The sequence below is a fragment of the Helicobacter sp. MIT 03-1614 genome, from assembly GCF_000762925.2.
In the GTDB taxonomy this organism is placed as follows: Bacteria; Campylobacterota; Campylobacteria; order Campylobacterales; family Helicobacteraceae; genus Helicobacter_C; species Helicobacter_C hepaticus.
Map to the genome: position 1 here is coordinate 30,016 of NZ_JRMS02000010.1, position 22,072 is coordinate 52,087.

29 protein-coding genes are annotated in these 22,072 nt (G+C 36.2%); 20 read left to right on the forward strand and 9 right to left on the reverse strand.

What is annotated here, in order from left to right; all coding sequences use genetic code 11:
* Positions 1–7: 7 nt before the first annotated feature.
* The gene (hypB, locus tag LS66_RS07870; RefSeq protein ID WP_034367050.1) at positions 8–736 is read right to left on the reverse strand and encodes a hydrogenase nickel incorporation protein HypB; all 729 of its coding nucleotides are present in this window, start codon (positions 734–736) and stop codon (positions 8–10) included.
* Entirely contained in the window at positions 717–3,140 is a 2,424-nt protein-coding gene (hypF, locus tag LS66_RS07875) for a carbamoyltransferase HypF (protein ID WP_236097007.1), read from the reverse strand. Before hypF ends, hypB begins: the two co-directional genes overlap by 20 nt.
* 120 nt (positions 3,141–3,260) lie before the next feature.
* Between hypF and LS66_RS07880 the strand changes: the two genes are divergently transcribed.
* The 14 genes from LS66_RS07880 (at position 3,261) to LS66_RS07940 (ending at position 14,039) form a co-directional block, all read left to right on the forward strand.
* Complete coding sequence (locus LS66_RS07880) at positions 3,261–4,469, forward strand: phosphoglycerate kinase (RefSeq protein ID WP_011115170.1); 1,209 nt, start codon at positions 3,261–3,263, stop codon at positions 4,467–4,469.
* Positions 4,469–5,272 carry a ferritin-like domain-containing protein gene (locus LS66_RS07885; protein WP_011115171.1) on the forward strand — a complete coding sequence of 268 codons (804 nt, stop codon included), beginning with the start codon at positions 4,469–4,471 and terminating at the stop codon, positions 5,270–5,272. Before LS66_RS07880 ends, LS66_RS07885 begins: the two co-directional genes overlap by 1 nt.
* A gap of 63 nt (positions 5,273–5,335) precedes the next feature.
* Entirely contained in the window at positions 5,336–5,653 is a 318-nt protein-coding gene (locus LS66_RS07890; protein WP_138092016.1) for a hypothetical protein, read from the forward strand.
* Positions 5,604–6,182 (forward strand): putative sugar O-methyltransferase, encoded by a 579-nt coding sequence (locus tag LS66_RS07895; protein WP_236097008.1) that lies wholly within the window; start codon positions 5,604–5,606, stop codon positions 6,180–6,182. The genes LS66_RS07890 and LS66_RS07895 overlap by 50 nt, the downstream gene beginning before the upstream one ends.
* 115 nt (positions 6,183–6,297) lie before the next feature.
* Complete coding sequence (gene panD, locus LS66_RS07900; RefSeq protein WP_034368323.1) at positions 6,298–6,660, forward strand: aspartate 1-decarboxylase; 363 nt, start codon at positions 6,298–6,300, stop codon at positions 6,658–6,660.
* Between the two features lie 2 nt (positions 6,661–6,662).
* Positions 6,663–6,989, forward strand: a complete 327-nt coding sequence (locus LS66_RS07905) for a YbaB/EbfC family nucleoid-associated protein (protein WP_034368320.1) — start codon at positions 6,663–6,665, stop codon at positions 6,987–6,989.
* The gene (locus tag LS66_RS07910) at positions 6,982–8,049 is read left to right on the forward strand and encodes a PDZ domain-containing protein (RefSeq protein ID WP_011115176.1); all 1,068 of its coding nucleotides are present in this window, start codon (positions 6,982–6,984) and stop codon (positions 8,047–8,049) included. The genes LS66_RS07905 and LS66_RS07910 overlap by 8 nt, the downstream gene beginning before the upstream one ends.
* An 8-nt stretch (positions 8,050–8,057) precedes the next feature.
* Positions 8,058–8,924, forward strand: a complete 867-nt coding sequence (locus tag LS66_RS07915; RefSeq protein ID WP_034368319.1) for a polyprenyl synthetase family protein — start codon at positions 8,058–8,060, stop codon at positions 8,922–8,924.
* Positions 8,921–9,715 carry a 5'/3'-nucleotidase SurE gene (surE, locus tag LS66_RS07920; protein ID WP_034368316.1) on the forward strand — a complete coding sequence of 265 codons (795 nt, stop codon included), beginning with the start codon at positions 8,921–8,923 and terminating at the stop codon, positions 9,713–9,715. The genes LS66_RS07915 and surE overlap by 4 nt, the downstream gene beginning before the upstream one ends.
* Complete coding sequence (locus tag LS66_RS07925; RefSeq protein WP_138092019.1) at positions 9,712–10,395, forward strand: ThiF family adenylyltransferase; 684 nt, start codon at positions 9,712–9,714, stop codon at positions 10,393–10,395. Before surE ends, LS66_RS07925 begins: the two co-directional genes overlap by 4 nt.
* Positions 10,396–10,530 (forward strand): hypothetical protein, encoded by a 135-nt coding sequence (locus tag LS66_RS10410; protein ID WP_011115180.1) that lies wholly within the window; start codon positions 10,396–10,398, stop codon positions 10,528–10,530.
* A 9-nt stretch (positions 10,531–10,539) separates the two neighbouring features.
* On the forward strand, positions 10,540–11,430 hold the full coding sequence (locus LS66_RS07930) for a carbon-nitrogen hydrolase (RefSeq protein WP_011115181.1): 891 nt from the start codon (positions 10,540–10,542) through the stop codon (positions 11,428–11,430).
* Positions 11,431–11,537: 107 nt separating this feature from the next.
* Positions 11,538–11,975: a DUF3015 family protein gene (locus LS66_RS07935; protein WP_011115182.1), complete on the forward strand. Its 438-nt coding sequence runs from the start codon at positions 11,538–11,540 to the stop codon at positions 11,973–11,975.
* 246 nt (positions 11,976–12,221) lie between these two features.
* Positions 12,222–14,039, forward strand: coding sequence for a DUF4105 domain-containing protein (locus LS66_RS07940; protein WP_034366611.1), 1,818 nt, complete (start codon positions 12,222–12,224; stop codon positions 14,037–14,039).
* Positions 14,040–14,042: 3 nt separating this feature from the next.
* Here LS66_RS07940 and LS66_RS07945 read toward each other — a convergent pair whose 3' ends face one another.
* Positions 14,043–14,609, reverse strand: a complete 567-nt coding sequence (locus tag LS66_RS07945; RefSeq protein ID WP_052057368.1) for a DNA-deoxyinosine glycosylase — start codon at positions 14,607–14,609, stop codon at positions 14,043–14,045.
* Positions 14,593–15,132: a hypothetical protein gene (locus LS66_RS07950; RefSeq protein WP_138092022.1), complete on the reverse strand. Its 540-nt coding sequence runs from the start codon at positions 15,130–15,132 to the stop codon at positions 14,593–14,595. Before LS66_RS07950 ends, LS66_RS07945 begins: the two co-directional genes overlap by 17 nt.
* 138 nt (positions 15,133–15,270) lie before the next feature.
* On the opposite strand from LS66_RS07950, the gene LS66_RS07955 reads away from it, so the two are divergent.
* The 3 genes from LS66_RS07955 to LS66_RS07965 are packed head-to-tail and all read left to right on the forward strand — an operon-like array spanning position 15,271 to position 17,335.
* Entirely contained in the window at positions 15,271–15,930 is a 660-nt protein-coding gene (locus LS66_RS07955; RefSeq protein ID WP_034366615.1) for an amino acid ABC transporter permease, read from the forward strand.
* Positions 15,930–16,586 (forward strand): amino acid ABC transporter permease, encoded by a 657-nt coding sequence (locus tag LS66_RS07960; RefSeq protein ID WP_034366617.1) that lies wholly within the window; start codon positions 15,930–15,932, stop codon positions 16,584–16,586. Before LS66_RS07955 ends, LS66_RS07960 begins: the two co-directional genes overlap by 1 nt.
* Positions 16,583–17,335 (forward strand): amino acid ABC transporter ATP-binding protein, encoded by a 753-nt coding sequence (locus LS66_RS07965; protein WP_034366618.1) that lies wholly within the window; start codon positions 16,583–16,585, stop codon positions 17,333–17,335. The genes LS66_RS07960 and LS66_RS07965 overlap by 4 nt, the downstream gene beginning before the upstream one ends.
* Here the strand turns inward: LS66_RS07965 and LS66_RS07970 are convergent.
* The 5 genes from LS66_RS07970 to nikR all read right to left on the reverse strand — a co-directional run bounded on the left by LS66_RS07970 (position 17,332) and on the right by nikR (position 20,389).
* A complete protein-coding gene (locus tag LS66_RS07970) occupies positions 17,332–17,853 on the reverse strand; it encodes a DinB family protein (RefSeq protein ID WP_034366619.1) in 522 nt (173 codons plus the stop codon). The genes LS66_RS07965 and LS66_RS07970 overlap by 4 nt on opposite strands.
* A gap of 113 nt (positions 17,854–17,966) precedes the next feature.
* On the reverse strand, positions 17,967–18,947 hold the full coding sequence (locus LS66_RS07975; RefSeq protein ID WP_034366621.1) for a hypothetical protein: 981 nt from the start codon (positions 18,945–18,947) through the stop codon (positions 17,967–17,969).
* A 2-nt stretch (positions 18,948–18,949) separates the two neighbouring features.
* Positions 18,950–19,291 carry a ribosome silencing factor gene (rsfS, locus tag LS66_RS07980; RefSeq protein ID WP_236097009.1) on the reverse strand — a complete coding sequence of 114 codons (342 nt, stop codon included), beginning with the start codon at positions 19,289–19,291 and terminating at the stop codon, positions 18,950–18,952.
* A 29-nt stretch (positions 19,292–19,320) separates the two neighbouring features.
* Entirely contained in the window at positions 19,321–19,965 is a 645-nt protein-coding gene (locus LS66_RS07985) for a nicotinate-nicotinamide nucleotide adenylyltransferase (protein ID WP_052057370.1), read from the reverse strand.
* On the reverse strand, positions 19,958–20,389 hold the full coding sequence (nikR, locus tag LS66_RS07990) for a nickel-responsive transcriptional regulator NikR (RefSeq protein ID WP_011115195.1): 432 nt from the start codon (positions 20,387–20,389) through the stop codon (positions 19,958–19,960). The genes LS66_RS07985 and nikR overlap by 8 nt, the downstream gene beginning before the upstream one ends.
* Before the next feature lie 151 nt (positions 20,390–20,540).
* Here nikR and exbB point away from each other — a divergent pair, with 151 nt between their 5' ends.
* The 3 genes from exbB to LS66_RS08005 are packed head-to-tail and all read left to right on the forward strand — an operon-like array spanning position 20,541 to position 22,055.
* Positions 20,541–20,978: a TonB-system energizer ExbB gene (gene exbB / locus LS66_RS07995; protein ID WP_011115196.1), complete on the forward strand. Its 438-nt coding sequence runs from the start codon at positions 20,541–20,543 to the stop codon at positions 20,976–20,978.
* A 2-nt stretch (positions 20,979–20,980) separates the two neighbouring features.
* Positions 20,981–21,361, forward strand: coding sequence for a TonB system transport protein ExbD (gene exbD, locus LS66_RS08000; protein ID WP_034366626.1), 381 nt, complete (start codon positions 20,981–20,983; stop codon positions 21,359–21,361).
* Positions 21,327–22,055, forward strand: a complete 729-nt coding sequence (locus LS66_RS08005; RefSeq protein ID WP_236097010.1) for an energy transducer TonB — start codon at positions 21,327–21,329, stop codon at positions 22,053–22,055. Before exbD ends, LS66_RS08005 begins: the two co-directional genes overlap by 35 nt.
* Positions 22,056–22,072 lie beyond the last annotated feature (17 nt).

Here is a 22,072-nt window from a genome sequence, read left to right on the forward strand (position 1 = left end):
TTACTCCTTAAAATTGATGATGTGATTGATAATTTTGTGCTCTTTTTTGCTCTATAAAATCACGCACTTTTGAGATACTCTCACGCTCTTTATTGCTTGTCAAAAAAAGTGGCACATTTGCCTTAAGCTGCCCTAAATCCTCTTTTACTCGCGTTAAGCTAAAGCCAAAATATTCCATCATATCTGCCTTGCTTACAATCACCGCATCAGCGCACATAAACATCGTAGGGTATTTTAAAATCTTATCATCGCCCTCTGGTGTTGAAAGCAGCACGATATTAAGACTTGCCCCGACATCATAGCTTGCAGGACATACTAAATTGCCTACATTTTCAATAAATAAATAATCCATTTGCTGCATATCACATTGCTTTTGTAGCTCGCAAAGTGCGGTTTCTATCATTGAGGCTTCTAAATGACAAGCTTCTCCTGTGGTAATCTGATACGCATTCACACCTTTTGCCTCTAATCGCTGTGCATCGCGATTTGTTTGCAAATCTCCTTCAAGCACACAAAATGTAAAGTCTTTAAAAGCACTCAAAGATTCTAAAAGTGTCGTTTTGCCACTGCCGGGCGAACTCATAAGATTTATCACATATACACCTAATTGCTTATATTTTTCACGCAACTCCTGTGCCTTGAGGTCATTTTGTGAGAGAATTTTACTGACTATTTGTATAGATTTTTTATTTAAATTTGGATTATTTTCTAATCGCTCATTGCGGCTTAGATTCATTATTTTCTCCTTGTTTTTCTTGAATTAATGCACAAAATACAGCTTGGGCGAAACTAATACTCGCGTCATTGCACGGCATTTTCTCGTGCATATAAAAAGGAATATGATTTTTTGCAAATAAAGTGTGGATTCTATCACAAAGAAACTTATTTTGGAACACGCCGCCACTAAAATATACTTTTAATGGTATATTTTTGTGTTGCGAACATTTTTGAGCAAGAGCAAGAGCAATATGTGCGAGTGTGTGCAAAAAGCGATGGGCTGCCCTCTCAACTCCTTGCTTTTCTCTCTCATCAATCACTCCTTGAATAATCCCCCTAAGGCTAATTACGCCCTTTGCAAGTTCAAAGCTATAAGGCTCAATGTCCACTCCCTCTGTGTATTTTGCATAATCGCGTAACGCACAAGATTCTATAATTGCTCCGCTTTGTCCCTCATAAGTTTGTACCTCTAAAAGCCCAAGTAAATAAGCAACAGCATCAAAAATCCTGCCTACTGAACTTGTCTGTGGATAAATCCCACTTTTAAAACTATTTTGTAAAAGTGCCAACTCTGCAAGGCTAAAATGCACTCTATTTTGCACATTTTCCAAACCATAGTGCCACATAAGGCTTAAAGCAAGTTTGCCAATATCCTTTATTGCACTCTCCCCTCCTAAAAGAGTAAATTCCTCAAAATGCCATACACGCTCCATTGTCCCCACACACATATCTGGCTGGTATATAAAACACTCTCCTCCCCAAATATGCTTGTCCTCACCAAGCCCTGTGCCGTCCCATATAATGCCAATCCCGGATTCTTCTAAAGCATTAGATTCTGCAAGGATTGCATAAAAATGTGCTTTATGATGAGAAAGTAAATATTTTTGCGCACCTTGTGCCTCAAGCTCTGTGGCGAAATGCGTAGAAGCATAGCTTGGGTGTAAGTCACAACCTACTGCCTTTATTTCCTGCATATAAAGCCTAGCAAAAAAATCATAATGCAATTTATAGCGTATTAGTGAATCTACACTATGTAAATCCCCGATATATGGGCTTATCACAGCTTGATAATCCGCATTTGAAGATATATTTATAAAGCTTAGAGTGGATTTTTGCTGCGCACCCACACCCACAATAATACCATTTTGCACTTCCTCTTGTGCAAGCAAAGATGTATCTTTTAGAGGAGCTTTAAAGCCTAAAGATGCAGGTGCATAACCTCTTGCCAAACGCAAAATACGCATTTTTCCTGCCATAAAACGCACAATGCTATCATCAATAGGATTACAAATATCGCGATTATAATCAAGCATAACATCATACACTGCATTTGCTCCACCGAGTTTTTGCCTTAACTCTTGTGCGTGAGTGATGATTGGCTCACCAGAGAGATTAGCACTTGTAAAAATAAGAGGCATATCAAGCAATGTAAAAAGCAGGTGCATAATGCCATTATAAGGCAAAATCGCTCCCACACTTTGAATCTGTGGTGCAATGAGATTAAAACATTCTTCATTGATAATACCCTCGCTCTTAAAATGCCTTTCTAAAAGCACTATGGGTGCTTGTGGGGATAATAATGCCCTTTTCTCCTCCTCATTTATATGAGCAACAGAACTTATATCTTGCAGATTCTTAAACATCACTGCAAAGGGCTTATGTGGGCGATTCTTACGCTTACGCAGAGTTTTAATCACTTGAGCATTACTTGCATTTGCAACTAAGTTAAACCCACCCACACCTTTTATAGCAACAATCTTACCTGCTTTAATTTTTTGCACTATAAGTTTTAAAAGCTTTATATCATCTTGAGATTGGCTAAAAGAATGTAGTATGCCACACTCATCAATCACACGCATTTGTATAGCACACTGATGGCACGAATTAGGTTGAGCGTGAAATCGCCGATTGAGGGGATTATCATACTCACTTTGACAATCTTTACACAAAGCAAAATCACTCATAGAAGTGTGGATTCTATCATAAGGTAGGGCTTTAATAATAGAATATCGCGCACCACATTCCGTGCAAGTAGTAAAGGCATAATTCAAAAATCGCTCTTTGCCTTTCATATCATCTAAACACTGCTCACATATACGCGTATCAAGCGGCAAAGATGTAGGCAAAGATGTAGAATAAGAAATAGATTCTCTAATTTCAAAATAATCACTTAAAATATGCGGAGTGCTTATAGGAGTAACAGAATGTTGCACAATATGTGCATTTGGAGGTGGAGATGAAAGAATATGCGTGATAAATTCATCAAGTATTGCTCTTGTGGGCACTTCAAGACAGATAAAAAGAGTATTATAACGATTTTGCACATAGCCTTTTAATCCCATTTTATGTGCAAGACGATATACAAATGGGCGAAATCCCACGCCCTGTATAATGCCAAAAAGTTCAATATAATAGATTTTCATCGTTTTTCCCATTTTGAAGTATAACATTGTTTATTAAGGATAATACAAAGCACTCATAACGCATATATAAAAATATGATAAAATACCGCATTTATTTACAGAATCTAATAAGGAGCGTAGATGAAGGAAACTGGAATCGAATTAATGAAAAATACAAAAAGTGTGCGTGATATTGACGTCAAAGACAAAAGAGTGCTTATTCGCGTGGATTTTAATGTGCCAATGGACGAGGATTTTGATATTTCAGATGATACGCGTATCCGCGAAGCACTACCCACTATTAATTATTGCATTGATAATCACGCACAAAATATAGTGCTTGTCAGCCATTTAGGGCGTCCCAAAGGACGCAATGCAGAGTTTTCACTCAAACACGTGCTTAAACGTGTAGAGCGACTTTTAGGACGCGATATAGCTTTCGCAGAGACAATAGAAAATGTAGAAAATCTTCAACAACAAAGCAAGAGTGGAAGTGTGATTTTACTTGAAAATATTAGATTCTATGAGGGAGAGGAAAAAAATGATGAGGAACTCTCTACTAAACTCGCCTCTATTTGTGATGTGTATATCAATGATGCCTTTGGCACAAGCCATCGCGCACATTCAAGCACCTGTGGCATTGCTAAATATGCCAAAGAGTGTGTAGCAGGATTATTGCTCAAAAAAGAAATTGATTCATTTGCTAAAGCAATGGCAAATCCACTTAAACCGGTGTTACTTATCGTTGGCGGAAGCAAGGTAAGCTCTAAACTCGCACTCTTATATAATATCCTTGATGTGGTAGATAAAATCATCATTGGTGGTGCAATGAGCAATACTTTCCTTAAAGCACGAGGTTTTGATATGCAAAAATCCCTTGTGGAAGACGATTTAGTGAGTGAAGCACGTAAGATTTTAGATAAAGCAAAAGAAAAAAAAGTCAAAATCTACCTGCCTGTAGATGTTGTAAGCACTGATGATATTAAAGAACATCGCCATATCAAAATCACGCCTGCACAAGATATACCAGAGGGCTTTATGGCAGTAGATATGGGACCTGCAACAAGTAAGCTCTTTAGTGAAGTGGTAAGGGATTCTCAAACAATTATTTGGAATGGACCGCTTGGCATTTATGAAATACAAGCTTTTTCACGCGGCACTTTTAACCTTGCCCACGCTGTGAGCGATACTTATGCCTTTAGTCTTATTGGTGGTGGCGATACTGCTGATGCAATAGACAAGGCAGGAGAGCGAGACAATATGAGCTTTATTTCCACGGGTGGTGGAGCAAGTTTGGAGCTACTTGAAGGGAAAATTCTTCCTGCATTTGAGGTGCTTGAGCGCAAATAATGAATCTCTTTGCTCTTAGTCTTGAAGCTCTCCACGCTCCAAGCATAGAATCTAAACTTGCTCTCCTTGAAGTAGTTGCATCTCAAAAACATCTGCTCTGCGAGCAAATACTACATTCATCACATCATACACCATTTGCGTTGCAATCCCCCTCTTATGCGAGATTCTGTGAGATTATCCACCCAACTAAAATTCGCCGCCCAAAGCACATTAAAAGTAAAGAATCTTTCGCCAAAGTGCTACATTCTATTGTGCATATTGAATATAGTGCAATTGATTTAGCTCTTGATGCGCTCACGCGTTTTAAGAATCTGCCTCTATTATATTATGAAGATTGGCTTGAAGTGGCATTACAAGAAGGATTACACTTTCGCCTTTTGCGAGAATGTCTCAATAAACTTGGCTATGAGTATGGAGATTTTCCTGTGCATTCGCAGCTCTTTGATGCACAAGTAGCAACTCCTGATTTTAGCAATAGAATGGCATTACTTCATAGAGGACTAGAAGCAAATGGGCTTGATGCAAATCCTTTTGTAGCGAGCAAAATAAAAGAGTTTGAGCATTCTATCACGCCTCAAGTGCTTGAAATTCTTGAAATCATTTTACACGATGAGATAGAACACGTTAAAAAAGGGGATAAATGGTGGAAATTCGCAAATAATAAAGTAAGTGCGTGCGATTTTGTTGCAATCCTCAAACGTTTTGAGGCTTTTAAAGCAATTCCTAGAAATCTTCATTATGAGGCGAGACTAAAAGCAGGATTTTCACTTGAAGAGCTAGAAATAATCAAAGCAAATAGCTAGTCTTATCCTAAATTTAAGTTTTAACACCCTATAATGCCTTTACGCAAAATTAAAGGGGTAAGAATGGAACTTTATATAAGATTAAAGCTTATTTTAAAAAATTTTGGGATTAAAAAACATTTAGGATTATTGGATTCTGAAAGAAATTCAAGCATCTCTTCATCAATGGATTATCCCCATTTTTGTGCCTTAGCAGCACAAAATACGAAAGTATTTGAACATTTTAGGACAAATCCTATCTATACTGCTATCTTAGAACATGTAAGCCAAGATATAGGGCAGCAATACCTCAATGTGATTTTGCAAAGAAAATGCTTTAGTATGCAAGATTTTGAAAGCTTTAAAAGAAATGATTTATACGGGGGGGGGGGTAATATATGATTATAGCCCCATTGGTAAAATAAGCCCAAGCACACTGCGATACATTAAGGTCTTATCAGATTTAATACTTTATTTTGGCAATTTGGACAATTTAAGAATCTGTGAAGTAGGCGTAGGATATGGCGGACAAGCACGAATTATTAATAGTATATTTACACCCCACTCTTATGATTTTGTAGATTTAAATGCTGTACTTTTACTCGCACAAAAATATTTAAGCAATTATACTGATATAAAAGCCACACTCAATTTTCTCACACTTGAAAATATCGCCCTTAAAGAATATGATTTATTTATAAGCAACTATGCTTTTAGCGAATTACACAGAGACATACAAGATATATATACAAAATATCTTGTTACTCATGCACATAATGGCTATATTACTTATAATAATATCTCTCCAAAAAGTCTACGAAGCTATAAACTTGAAGAATACTCAACACAATTCCATAAAGATATACACATTTTAGAAGAAATCCCAAATACGCATATTGATAATAAGATTCTTATATGGAATAATCAATAAGAAAGCTTACTCCAAGCCTTATCTGATTAATTTATTTACTCATCATATAATGATATTACATATTTTTATGATAAAATTACACTATTTTTATATCCCAAATCAAATAAGGCATAAAATGCAATTTGAAATGCTTTACTCAAAGATTCATCGTGCTAAAGTCAGTGATGCTAATCTTAATTATGTCGGCTCAATTACGATTGATAAAACACTTGCCCAAAGTGCAAATCTTTTAGCAGGTATGAAAGTAGAGATTGTGAATATCAATAATGGCGAGCGTTTTAGCACTTATGTCATTTATGGCGATAAAAAGGGTGAAATTTGTCTCAATGGAGCTGCTGCACGCAAAGTTCAAATAGGCGATATTATTATAATAATTGCTTATGCCACATATACCCACAATGAGCTTGAACACTATAAACCTACTATTGTGCAAGTCAATGAATCTAATCAGATTCTATCTATTACAAATGAGGTGTAACAATGTTTGATGCAAAACAACTTGGAGCAATGCTTGGCTCTATGCAAGATACTATCAAAGATTTGCAAGAACGCAATGAACAAACAATTCTTAGTGCTAAAAGTGGCGGTGGGCTTGTGAGTGTAAGCTGTAATGGGAATGGCGAAGTCATCGATATTAGCATTGATGATAGCTTACTTGAAGATAAAGAATCTTTACAGATTCTCCTAATGAGCGCGCTCAATGATGTCCGTAAAAGCGTAGAAGATAATCGCCAATCAAGCGCTATGAATCTTTTTAATGGTTTAAGCACGGATTTAAATATCTTTGGTGGGAAACCAAATGGTTAAAAACTTTCCATTAAAGCTCATTTTTGGCTTTATATTTTGCTTTTTTTCTCCCTTGCTTTGGGGATATGACTACTCCCATTGTATAAAATACTTTAAAGCAGCAAGCACACCTTTGGGCTCAAGTAATGCTATTAGCCTTAAAAATGGCTCAAAACAAGTGCATATTCTCTACTCCCTTACTCCACCCAAAAATGTGAAGATTCTAAAAGCTGATCCGTTTATTGGGCTTTATCTTGTTGATGTGCCACGCACTAAGCAAAGCTATGATATTCTCGCTCTTGATAAACGCACACTTAATGATAAAAAACTCGCCTTTATTTCCTCATCTACCAAAGTGCAAATAGGGCATATCACGAAACGTCAAAGCGGATTTTTAAACTATGCACGATTTTCTACGACTACACCGATAAATGGTGTTTTGGGGAATATTTGCTATCAAATCTATGGCGTGGGTGTGGGGAATGGAGGATTTATTGAAAAAAAATATATTGATAGATTCCTTTCTCAAAAATCTCCATATTATGGTGATTTGGGTATTCGTTTTGAAAATAGTAAAGCCATTGTTAAAAGTATTGACCCTTTTGTCCCTCAAAATCCTTTCAAACCCCAAGATAAAATTCTCTCTATTAATGGCGCTAAAGTGCAAACGAGCGATGAAGCAGAATGGGTAATGAGCAATCTCAAAAAAGATTCTCTTGCTCAAGTTACTCTCTTGCGCAATGGCAAAACTCTAAATCTTAAAGTCAAAGTCAATCAACGTTATGGTGGATTTTTGCTTAAAGAGACTTTTCTTGAACGTTTTGGTATTGATATAGACAATCAAATGGTTATCCAATCAATCAATCTCTCTAGGGCTGGGAGATTCAATGAATTACGTGCGGGAGATAAAATCTTATGGATTAATAAAGAACCTATCATTACACAATCCACCGATACAGCGAGCAAACGCTTTGAACGATTGAGATTTCTCCTCTCTCAAACACAATTTGATGAAAGATTTGAAGGCAAAATGCAACTCCTTATTGTGCGTGATAATCTTGAGATATTCGTTAAAGTCTAGGAGCGAGTATGAGTATTTCACAGATTCTTAATGATTTTGAATCCTTTCTTATCAATCAAGCGCCTCGGATTCCAAGTTTTCACCCACATTATGAACAAGCTGTGTGGGAAATGATGAAAAATGGTGGCAAAAGATTCCGCCCTGCACTTGTATTTTGTGTAGTTAATGCTCTTGCTCCTCAACTGATTAAAAATGCTTTTTTACCTGCTCTAAGCATTGAATGTATCCATACTTATTCGCTTATACACGATGATTTGCCTTGTATGGATAATGCACCTTTAAGGCGTGGACACGCTACATTGCACACAAAATATGACGAAACACTTGCGCTTTTAGTAGGTGATGGACTAAACACCTATGCTTTTGCTTTGCTTTCTCAAGCACGACTTGACGCGCAAGTGCGCTTAGAGCTTATCCATTCTCTTGCACTCAATGCTGGTATTGGTGGTATGGTGCTTGGACAAATGCTTGATTGTGCTTTTGAGGATAAAAAACTTTCATTACAAGAACTTCAAATTATACACACAAACAAAACTGCTAAACTCATTGCTACTTCTTTGCAATTTGGTGCTATTATTTCAAATGCAAAAGCACATTTTGCTTCATCAATTTATGAGTTTGGGCTAAAGCTTGGCATATATTTTCAGCTGCGTGATGACCTTATTGATGCCTGTTTTGATGCACAACAAGCAGGTAAAACGACACACAATGATATACATAAAAATAGTTATGTGAATCTACTTGGCTTAGAAGGTGCAAAAGTGGAATTTACTCGTATGAAAGAGCAGATTCAAAAAGAACTCCAAACATTTGATGAAGCCATTTATGTTCATTTGACTACTCTTTTGCAAGATTATTTCAAGGATATTGAATGAAGCGCATTCTCCTTACCAATGATGATGGCTTTGACTCAAGCGGTCTTCTTGCACTCAAAGATGCCCTCAAAGATATAGCACACGTGATGGTTGTCGCTCCAGCAAGTGAAAAATCAGCGTGTGGGCACGGACTAACACTCACGCGCCCACTTAGTTTTGTGCAGCTTGATGATGATTTTTATAAACTTGAAGATGGCACGCCCAGTGATTGTGTGTATCTTGCACTCAATACGCTTTATAAAGCATCGTGCAAACCCGATTTAGTTATTTCGGGCATTAATCTTGGCTCAAATATGGGAGAAGATATTACTTATTCAGGAACAGCTGCAGGCGCTATGGAAGGGTGCATACAAGGTGTGCCTTCTATTGCTATTTCACAGCTTATGCCAGATAAAAATTGCTCAAAACATTTTGACTTTTCCCTTGCCAAAGAATGTATTTATAAAATCACTCAACTTATTTTTGCCAAAGGATTCCCTTTGGGAGAGCGCAAATTTCTTAATATCAATATCCCTCACATTAAGCCTAAAGAATGCAAAGGTTACAAAATCACGCAAATGGGTTATAGAATCTACGCTGATAATGCACATTTACACCGCAATCCACGAGGACAAGAATATTATTGGCTGGGGCTACACCCTTTAGAATGGGAAGAACGTAGTGATATGTCTCATAGTTATGGTTCTGACTTTAAAGCAACGCACGAACATTATGTCTCTATCACACCTATTAAGCTTGATATGACAAGCTATGAGGATAGTTCATCTCTTTGCGAATGGATACAATTATGAATGAACTTGTTGATGAAAATACAATAATTGATAGATACACGCGTTCGCGCATTATTTTTGGCGAAAACTTTGAGCGCATACAAAACACAAAAGTAGTTGTCTTTGGTGTAGGTGGTGTGGGGGGTTTTGTAGTGGATTGTTTATATAGAAGTGGATTGCAAAATATCACAATTGTAGATAAAGATTGCTTTGATATTACAAATCAAAACCGCCAAATCGGTTCAGAGCATATAAATGAGCCAAAAGTGGAAGTATTTGCGCGCCTTTATCAAGGCATCACCCCCATTCAAGAACGTGTAGATGCAGCATTTTTAGAGCGATTTGATATAATGGAATTTGATTATATTGTTGATGCTATTGATGAGATTATTGCAAAAGTAGAAATTGCTAAAATTGCCTCAAATAAGCCTTATGGAAAATATATCATTGCCACAGGAAGTGCAAAAAGAGTTAATCCTCTTTTTATAAGAGTAAATAATGTATGGAAAAGTCACGGCGATAAATTTGCGCGAAAATTGCGCACTCACTTAAGAAAAGCAAATATTCAAAAGGCTATTAAGGTAATATTTAGCTCAGAGGGTGCAAAATGCTGTCCATTAGGTAGCTTCAGTGGAGTTACGGCTAGCTTTGGACTCATTATTGCAAGTGAAATTATCCAAGATATAATTAAGGAGCATTAAATGAACGAATACGATGAATACAATGACTATGAAAACATTGATAGTGAGGATTTTGAAGATTATGATGATGATTATTCATACAATGCGTATGATGATGACGATTATCAAAGCCCCGATAGCGAATATGATGAATAGGGATTTTTAATGAAAATGCCCTCTATGATCCGTGTAGCACTTGTGCAGCAAGCCTACAAAGGAAATAAAGAGGCAATGATAGAATCAAGTGCTGCAATGATTGCTAAAGCGGCACATTCTAACGCACAACTTGTAGCATTACAAGAGCTTCATACACACGAATATTTTTGTCAAAGTGAGAATCCACAATTTTTTGATTATGCAATGGATTTTGATAAAGATGTGGCATATTTTAGCGCATTAGCTAAAAAGCATAAAATCGTGCTTATTACTTCACTTTTTGAAAAACGTGCTGCAGGGCTATATCATAATACCGCTGTTGTTTTTGATATTGATGGCTCTATAGCTGGAAAATACCGCAAAATGCACATTCCTGATGACCCACAATTTTATGAGAAATTCTACTTCACACCCGGTGATTTAGGATTTGAGCCCATATCTACAAGTTTAGGGAAACTTGGTGTGCTTATTTGCTGGGACCAATGGTATCCCGAAGCAGCACGTATTATGGCACTAAAGGGAGCGCAAATGCTTATTTATCCTACTGCTATTGGGTGGTTTGATGAGGATACTTTAGAGGAGAAAACACGCCAAAAAGAAGCGTGGATAGCCGTGCAAAGAGGACATAGTGTTGCGAATGGATTACCTACAATGGCAATTAACCGCGTGGGTTTTGAATCTGATAGCAGTAAGGTAGGGAATGGCATACGATTTTGGGGTTCAAGCTTTGTATTTGGTGCACAAGGTGAGCTTTTGGCACAAGGAAGTGAGAATAAAGAAGAAATTATTTTAGTAGAAATTGATTTACAAAGAAGTGAAGAGGTGCGCCGTATGTGGCCATTTTTACGCGATAGACGCATAGAATCTTATAGTGAAATTCTTAAACGATTTTGTGATTAAAACTATTTTAATACCCTATTAAATATGCTTGTTATTCAACATAATTTAATGTTTATAGGTATAGAATAACTCGTTTCAATGAAACAATCTTTACAAAAGGACAAACAATGAAAAAAGTTTTTATGAGCGTAGCTCTTAGTGCAAGTTTAGTAAGCGGTGCTTTTGCTGCAGCGAACAGCAATACAGGGTGCGGACTTGGTTCATATCTTATTGACAAACAAGGTCTTATTTGGAATTTATTTCAAATAACAACAAATGGCTCAACAGGAACTCAAACTTTTGGTATTACTTCTGGAACTTCAGGTTGTAAATCTGGCAAAATCGCTATGGATAGCCGCACACAAGAATTTGTAGCTGCAAATATGGACGCTCTTTCTCAAGAGATTGCTCAAGGCAGAGGTGAACACCTTGATACGCTTGTAGAACTATTAAATGTAGCCGATAAAGATGCTTTTAAAATAGCGCTCCAAGATAATTATAACAAACTCTACGCAAGCAAAGATGCTCAAAGTGCAGACGTGCTTGATGGAGCTGCTACTCTTTAAAAATATTCCCCATAGCACAAAAAGTGTGCGGGGAATTATGAGTGATGCATAAGGATTCATATTTTTAGGCGGTTTTTTATTCTCATCTCTTATGCTTGTATATGCTCTATACATACGCTTATAGCAGATACTCTTTCATCTACTCACGTAATATCTACATTAGAATCTCAAAATGTTTATATTGATAATCTTATTGAAAAAGCCAAATCCCTCAACCTTGCACATTCTAAGGAATGGAAAGACCTTTTGCATATTGATAAAAAAACAAGTGAAATTATCTCACCTTATTTTTTTATTACACCCCTACCCTCAAAGAATCTCGCTCAAGATGAGCTTGAAGCCACTATTCGTGCATTTTATCAACCCATAGAATCTGTGCAGATTCCACAAGAAATTTTACAAAAACGAGAAAAGGAGATTCGTTTTTTTAAAGAAAATAGCATCAAGCTTCCCACGCGCTCAATCGCAGCTCAAGATTATCACGCCCTGTGTCGATTCCCTGCACGATTTGCTTTTTTACAAAAACATCTTTCTTTTACATCACTTCCTCAAGTGAATTGTGCTGAATTTCAAACAATGCGTGATTACATCGCACCTACAAAGGCAAGTATTATCTTCCCTTCAGCTCATATTAACTCTCCTGCCTCAATGTTTGGGCATACATTTTTACTCTTAGATTCTACTTTTCAATCCCGACTTCTTGCATTTGCGATTAACTATCAAGCCGATGCTGACCCAAGCCAAACCAATGCCATAAGCTTTGCCTTCAATGGACTTTTTGGATTATATACAGGGAGCTATTCTATTTTGCCCTATTATGATAAAATTAAAGAATACTCCAATACAGAATCTCGCGATATGTGGGAGTATGAACTAAATCTCACACAAGAGGAAATCACACAGCTTTATAATCACATTTGGGAGCTAACTGACGCATATAGCTGGTATTATTTTTTTCATCGTAATTGCTCGTATAATATCTTATGGTTGCTTGAAGTGGCGCGTCCAAGTCTTGCTTTGCGTCATAAATTCATCTATCAAGTCAATCCCCCTGAAACGCTCTTTGCCTTGCAAGAAGCCAATCTCATTACTCATATTGCTTATCGCCCAAGCAAACGAGCTAAACTTCTTTCTTATGAAAAAGTAATGAACAATGCACAAGTCTCACTTGCTAAATCACTTGCCAAAGGCACAAAAGAGCCAAAAGATATTTTAGATAACCCCAAATTAAACATTCAAAATAAACAATATATTTTAGAATCTGCCCTTGAACTAAGTGAATATCGCTTTCTTAAGGGCAAACTTGATAAAGAGCAATACACGCAAATTGCTCATAATCTCGCCTCCACGCGCTCCACTCTTGGTGCAAGCAAACCACCTCTTTTACCCACACCCTCTAATCCGCTTGAAGGAAATCAAAGCCTTAGAATCACTCCTTTGCTTTTTGGCAATAAACAAGGGTTGCACCCCGCACTTGATTTTAGAATCGCTTATCACGACCTAACTGATAATGACAAAGGCTACCTTAAAGGTGCACAAATTGAATTTATGCGCACTCTTGCATATTATGACACAAATATAAAAGAATCTAGAGTAAAACTCTATGAACTTAATATCCTTTCAGTTGCTTCAATCGCTCCGATAAGTAAGTTTTTCAAGCCCTTTTCTTATCGGCTTGAAACCGGATTCAATCGGAGTTTTTATGATAACTCTTTGCATTATTTTGCAGCACTTGGAGGAGGTTTGTCTCTTAATTTTTGGAATCTTGGATACGGATATTATTTGCTTGAGCCGACTTTTTTTCTTGATAAATTTAATCGCTCTGATTTTACCCTCAATCAAGTGCTTGGAATTATCTTATCAGATAATAATCGCCTCAAAGTCACATTTGAATATAAATTCAAATCCTACACACTCACTCATTTTAGTCAATCCCTTGATAGCACTTTAAGCATTAATCTCAAACAAAATCTTGCCTTACTTGCAAGAGCACAGATTCTCAAAAATGATATGTCCCATTCCTTGCAACCCACTTCAATGCTAGGCGTAAGGCTATATTTTTAGATTCTATACATAATTGAGCACAACACGCCACGAATCTACAAGTTTTTCAAGACTATATCGTGCATTTGCTGGACTTGATGAAGGAAGTAAAAATACTTTTATTTCCTGTGTTTCACACATTTGTGAGCCAAAAAATCGTATAAAAAGCTCATACGCCTTGCGTCCATTGCAAAAAATAGCATTGATTTTCGCACTTGAGAGTATCACTGATATATCATTAGGCTTAGCATTACTCAAAGTGCTATCACTAGAATTACAAATATCACACTCGCACACAATATCCCACAGGGCAATATGATGTGTGAGTAAAAATTGTTTTTTGGCATCTCTATCTTGCGCTCTTATGTCAATTTCAGGAGCAAAAAGTGTAGCAAGAATGCGCCAAAAACGATTGTGCGAATGCGCATAATAAAATTGCTCATCGCGTGAAATCACAGAGGGAAATGAACCCAAAATCAATACACGCGAATAGGTATCAAACACAGGAGCAAATGGGTGAGTGAGGTGTATTTTTTGTATTTGAGGTTTAGGCACTTTTTTGTATTGTGCATTTTCATTTGTATTTTTCATTCTTTGATATTTTCCCTGCTTTATATTCCTCCATAGGCTCTCCCCAATTTATAAATCCATACATCAAAAAAAATATTAAACAAAAATGCAACATTGCACTTGCAAAACATAGAGTAGCGATTTTTTTATATTTGGCAAAAAGAGCATAAATGCCTAAAACTGACAGAGAACAAAAAATAGCATTGATACAATAATGAAAAACCAGCCAATCAAATGTTCTAACTTCAGCTTTGGGGTGTGCTTTATCAAAGCCCAGCATTTGGGAAGTAATGCCAAGAAAGAACCAACAAGAAAGTCCAAAAAAGCAAAACATAAAATATTCAATATGGATATTTCTATAAAATCGTGCTAAAAATAAACTGAACGCTCCTAAAAAACCAACAAGTGATAAGAATTGAAAGAGAAAATCTTTTAAGAACCAATACAAAAATCCTTTGCTTGAATCTATTGCAGCAGCAAATAAGATTCCAAGAGAGCTTATCCAAAATAAAGCAATACATATAAAAACTAGGACTGTTCGCACATTTTTACCCATACCCCTCTTAAACATTATTGGATTGAATAGCCGAGTATATCACCTTGAAGCTTTGTTTGTAATAAACTCGTCTGCGAATTTAATAATTATCTATATAATGTCGCTTTAAAATATCAAAGGGAGAATATGCTAGATTTTGACTTTATGCGCCAATGTGTGCCGATGTTTGCCAAAGCCCTCTCTTTGACTTTATATATCTCCTTTTTTGGCATTTTACTTTCACTTATCATTGGTTTCATAAGTGCGTGGATTTTGTTTTTAAAAGTCCGCTTTCTAAGCCCTATTGTAGCAATCTATGTAGAATTAGCGCGTAACACACCCTTACTTATCCAACTCTTTTTTCTCTACTATGGGCTACATAGCATTATAGGCATAAATCTCAATGAATATGTCTGTGCTATCACAGGCTTAGCATTTTTAGGTGGTGGATATATGTGTGAGAGCTTCCGCACAGGATTAGAATCTATCTCTAGCTCACAGATTGAAAGCGCACAAAGCATAGGATTACAATCTCATCAAATGATGTTTTATATTATCCTCCCTCAATCTCTTAGTGTTGCTTTACCCTCTGTGGGAGCAAATGTCATTTTTCTTTTGAAAGAAACTTCTGTTGTAAGCGTCATCGCTTTAGCAGATATTATGTTTGTAACCAAAGATATTATCACGCATTATTATAAAACAAATGAAGCCTTAACTCTTCTTGTCTTAAGCTACCTCATCGTGCTTCTCCCTCTCTCTTTGGTCTTTTCACTCCTTGAGCGATTCTATAAAAAGCGAGTGTTGTAATGGAAATATTTTTTATTGGCTCAAATTTTGCTCGGCTCTTACAAGGGGTGCTTCTCACGCTTGAGATTGCCTTTATTTCCATTGTCCTTGCCACATTTGGCGGACTTATTTTGGGTTTTGTAATGACTTTAAAAAGCCTCATTATACGCGGAATATGCAGATTCTATCTTGAATGTGTGCGCATTATTCCCATTCTTGCTTGGCTTTTTATCGTATTTTTTGGTATTTCGCAGCAATTTGATATTAATCTTAGTGCGATAACAAGCGCGATTATCGTCTTTAGCCTATGGGGTGTAGCTGAAGTGGGAGATTTGGTGCGTGGAGCAATTACCTCACTCCCCAAACATCAAAGTGAAAGTGGTAAGGCACTTGGATTACAACAATGGCAAATTATGTGCTATATTATCTTGCCTCAAGCACTCCGTCGCCTTTTGCCCTCAATCATTTCCCTTTCTACTCGTATGATTAAGACAACTTCGCTTGTAGCATTGCTTGGAGCTGTAGATTTGCTTAAAGTCGGGCAGCAAATTATAGAACTCAACAAATCCAATCCAAATGCGAGTTTTTGGGTATATGGAGGGATTTTCTGCACATATTTTATCCTGTGCTATCCTCTTTCATATTTAAGTAAAATTTTGGAGAAAAAATATCAATGAAATCAACACTAGACACGCCACTTTTGAGCATATCTCATCTCAAAAAAACTTATGATGGCACACATTTTGTGCTTAATGATATTTCTATGCAAGTGCAAAAGGGTGAAGTCATTGTAATTTTAGGACCTAGTGGCTGTGGCAAAAGCACATTTTTACGCTGTATCAATGGATTAGAATCCACACAAGGCGGAGAAATCAGTTTGAGCAATGAAATAATTAATCACCCAAAGGCAAAATGGAGTAAAATCCGCCAACGCATTGGTATGGTGTTCCAAAGTTATGATTTATTCCCCCATATGAGTGTAATGGAGAATGTTTTGCTCGGTCCCACAAAAGTGCAAAAACGCAATAAAAACGAAGTAATAGCGCAAGCACAAACCCTTTTAGAACGCGTAGGGCTTGGACACAAAATACAAGCCTCACCCAAAGAGCTAAGCGGAGGACAAAAACAACGTGTAGCAATCGTGCGCGCACTCTGTATGAATCCAGAAATTATGCTTTTTGATGAAGTAACTGCTTCACTTGACCCTGAAATGGTAAAAGAAGTGCTAGAAGTGATACTAGAGCTTGCAAATGAAGGTATGACGATGCTTATCGTAACACACGAAATGCGCTTTGCTCAAAAAGTTGCAGATAGAATCTGCTTTTTTGATGAGGGTAAACTTATTGAGGAATCTACACCACAAGAGTTTTTTAGCGCACCCAAAAGTCAAAGAGCGCAAAAATTCCTTAATGTATTTGAACTTTAAGATAAATCTAGCATACCACCAAAGTCATTACTCACTCCAAGTATATCAAGTGCGCCTGCAATCTGTCCTCTGTGGTGTAAAGCGTGATTTAATAAAGCTAAGATTAAGTGCGCTCTGCTCTTTACAATTGTAAAGTTTTCACCCAATGTCAAAGTTTCGCTTTTATCAAAATTACTCATATTATTAATAAGCTCAATCATCGCTTCATCTACACGCTCTTGGAGTGCAGAAAAGCTTTGAATATCTTGAAATATTTTTTCATCAAGACTAAAATCTGCTTTCAAATATCCAAGAATTTCTTGTAAATGAGTGGGTTTGCTTTCCACAAAAGCACTCAGTTTGCCCAAAAATAATCCCATACTTCCACACAAGCTATGTGCAGCAGTCTGCATAATGCTCCCATAATATAAACCACAATCCTTATACAAATCCTCTGTTGCCATATTTTTTAACACTGCAAACATCTGCGTATCAGCCATTTTGTTGTATCTTGCTTGGAGTAATAGAACATCTTTCATACTTGTCTCCTTAGTAAATAAATTCTAAGATTCTATATTAACTTCTTATAGAAGTCAATGAGTTTTTATCTGCATTTGCTCATTCATTTTTTAACTCCCTCTTACCAATCAACTTAGAATCTAAACATTGCGCTTAGGCTATTTTGCCAATTTAGCTCATAATATGAAAGCATATAGGAAAAATTTGATTTTGCTAATAAATGAAAGTTCTTATGTTCTAAGATACCAATACTTATCTCGCTAAAGATACCATTGCTCATACCCAACCTATCATAGACTATCGCACCATTTGCCAACACACCAACACCAGAACTTGATAAATTTAAATCACTCAACGCACCAAAACTCAACGCAGCCTCAAAATAGCGCGTATCCCAAATATTTTTTATCCCTACAAGCATATTAAATCCCCCATCAATAAAATCACGATTTTTTGCCATTTCTTTGGTTGGGAAAAACGCATAACTCTCTAAGCGCAAAAAAGGCAGCAAGGCATACTTACCAAAGTTAAAACTATATCCATAATCAACATTTAAAAGCATACTTTGCTCATCAAACTCTATGCCCTCAACACCTCCTGCAAGATGTGCAGGTAAAGCAAAGGAGTATCCAAACTCAAAACCTAACCAATGATAGCCTCTTTCACTTTGTGCAAACAAAACATCAAGTTGTGCTAATATGCCAATTTGAAAACTTGCATCAGGTGCAATAGAGATAGAATCTTGTGTGTTATTAGAATAGAAAGATTCTGTCTTAAGTGAGGCTTTTGTAAAATTTGTCTGCACAGAAAAAAGTACATCACTTTGCTCATTATTAGCTAAGATTCTATGATACTCTACACCCACTCCATTTACACTTATTGCAAAGGAGTGATGACGCATATACGCGTTAAGATAATGTAATGAGAGGCTTTGAGTAATGGGACTTTGCTTATTTTGCATATATTCTAAGGCATTAGATGCTAAAGAAGAATCCTTTTGGAAGCTTTGAATCTTAAAATCATTTTTAAATACCTCATCTTGTAAGGGAATGAGAATATCCGCACCAAAGGCACAAACAAAAAACACGCTAGAAAGAGTCAATCTTAAAAACATTGTTATTTTTTGATAATAATTGAATGTAAAAATTCTTCTAAATTAAATTTTTTGCGATGATTAGGTGTGAAAATATGAATCATAATATCTCCCAAATCGGCAATTACCCAATCTTCACTCTCTTCTTCGGTAGCATAAAATACTTCCCCTTGAGGCTTTAGCTCACTTTTAAGATAATCAAGTAAAGCAAAAGAATGCTTCCCTATCATCGCACTCACAATGATGACTTTATCTACAATATAATCCTTATCACATAAATCAAATACTTCAATATCCTCACCTTTCTTATCTGCTAAAAGTGTGGTAATACGCTCAATCCTTTCATTTATATGTTTTTCTTGCAAGCAATCTCCTTGTATAAAATAAAGGCTTATTATAGCCTAAAGTTTGCCTTGATAAAAGTATGTAAGCATACAGGAACAAGGTTTAAAGCTTCATCTATTTGCCCTTTTTGAAGCAAAGAGCGCACAGAGCTTGAGGAAAAATGCGCTACACTAGGAGGTAAATCTAAACATTTAATAACGTGCGCATAAGGCACAATATGTGGTGATATTTGAGAATCTTTTTGGGAAATTTCGCGCTTTATAAGCACAAAATCTACCATTTTGCATAATTTTTCTACATCTTTCCACTGCTTAAGATTATTAAAACTATCTTCTCCTAACACAAAAACAAGTTGGGCATTGGTATCTTGCTTTGTTATTTGTTCTTTAATAAAAGCTGCGCTCTGCACGCTAAATACACTCCGATTTTGGCACACTTCATAATCACTGACTGATATATATGGAATCTTTTGATTGCAAGACTTAGCATTATTCATCTCATCAGCGAGGATTTTGCACATTTGCAATCGTTGCAATGGTGTAAAAAAAGAGGAGTTTTTGAGCGGATTACGATAATTTGGCATAAGGATAATCCGCTTATATAGAAGATTTTCACGCAAGAGGCGAATAATCTCCATATGAGCATAATGAAGTGGGTCAAAACTGCCACCATAAAGTGCTATAATATTACTCAAATCGGCTTGCACGCGTCAATTTAGAAAATTTTACACCTTTAAGTCCGCCAATTTCAATACTTAAATCCTCAATATGCACTCCATTACCACGTAAGATAATTGTTTCAAGGCAATTATGTTGGTCTAAATGCACGTGCGTATTGCAGAGAATCTCAACATTGCCCTTATGTGTGCTTGTATGCTGAATATCAATCATACGCTGATTAAGCTCACGCTGATGGTGATCATAAATAATCGTCAAAACTGCTACACCTTGCGTATTTTCAGCACCACTACTCCATATTTCCTCATTAAGCTTTTCGCGTATCATATCTCGCACAATTTCAGAACGTGAAGAATATCCCTTATGAGTAAGACGCTCATCAAGAGTTTCAAGGAGATTCTGCGGGAGAGATACACTAAATCGGATAATACTAGACTTCATTATGTCTCCTTTTAATAAACTTAAAAAATTGTAGCGTAAAAAGGCTGAAGTATGAATTTAAGTAAAATTAAAAGGAAGTATAATCTTATCTTAAGAATGATTTTTATAATATGCAGCAATTAAATACCTTAACCTCTTTTGGAGTATATTTATGGAATTTCTCAAAGATTATATTGATTATATTATTTTTGCAATTCTTGGTTTTATGAGTTTTTTAAGCGTGTGGTTTAGCTGTGAGAGGCTCATTTTTTATATGCGTATAAATCTTAATGATTATCAAAATGAGGAAATATTAGAAGAAGTATTAAGTAAAAATCTTACTGCTCTTTATATCATCTATTCTAATGCACCCTATGTGGGGCTTTTAGGCACAGTTATTGGGATTATGATTACCTTTTATGATATGGGTATGAGCGGTGGTATGGACGCCCAAAGCATTATGATTGGCTTATCTACTGCTCTTAAAGCTACTGCTCTTGGCTTGGTGGTAGCTATCCCTACTTTAATTGTATATAATTGCTTTGTGCGTAAAATGGACGTGCAACTTAATCGCTATAAACTCAGTAAAAAAGACATCAACGAGAGATAAATATGAGAATCCCAAAAAAAGATGGCTTGAATATTGTCCCTTTCATTGATGTAATGCTTGTCCTTTTGGCTATTGTACTAAGTGTATCTACTTTTATAGCTCAAGGGCAAATTAAAGTAGAACTTCCCTATGCGAGCCAAAATCAACAAGAAAAACACGAGAAACCAAGTATAATTACTATTGATGAGCAGAATATTATTTATTTCAATGATAAAGCTACCGATATGGAATCTCTTAAGGCTGAGATTGCCAATGTTGATAACAAAACACTTATTCAACTCAAAAGTGATAAAAATGCAAAATTTGAAACTTTTATTCAAATCATAGATATTTTAAAGGAGAAAGGGCATGAAAACTTCGGAATTTCAACAAAAACCAAGTAATCTATGTCATATGCAAAGGCTAAGCATAAATCACACAGCTCATCAAAAAAATAATCAGCATACTTTCTTTACACCCAGCAAAGTAGGATTTGTGCTCAGTTTTGTATTACATTTTGCATTTGCAATAAGCCTATACGAGCATTTTCACAATGTTGATTTTCAACAAAACGGAGACAATATCACAACCCTTACTCTAGCAACTTTTCAAACTCCTTCTCAAGAAGAAGTAGAAAATCCTAAGCCCAAACCTTTAGTACATAAAACAAAACATCAGCATAAAGAAATTATTAAAGAACAAGGCAAACTTGCAAAAAAAGAGGAAGAATCTCCCATAAATAAAGCCCCTAAAGCTAAGCCTAACGAAAAGACAGAAGAAGGCGAGATAATACAAACGCTTTCATATAAAAATGGGAGCGAGGATGATTTGTTCTCAAAAATTAAAAGTGCTATTGACCGAAAAAGTAAATATCCTACTATGGCAAGAAAAAGAGGATTGGAAGGAGAGGTAATCGTAGAATTTATTATTCATAAAGATGGCAAAGTATCAAATATACGCGTTATCAAAGCAAATCAATATGAATTATTTAATACAGCTGCAGTCAATGCCATAAAAAAAGCTCAAAGCGATTTTCCTACTCTAAGCTCAACTACCAAAATTGAATTACCGATTAAATATGAGCTTGATAGAATCTAATAAAATTCTATCATTTA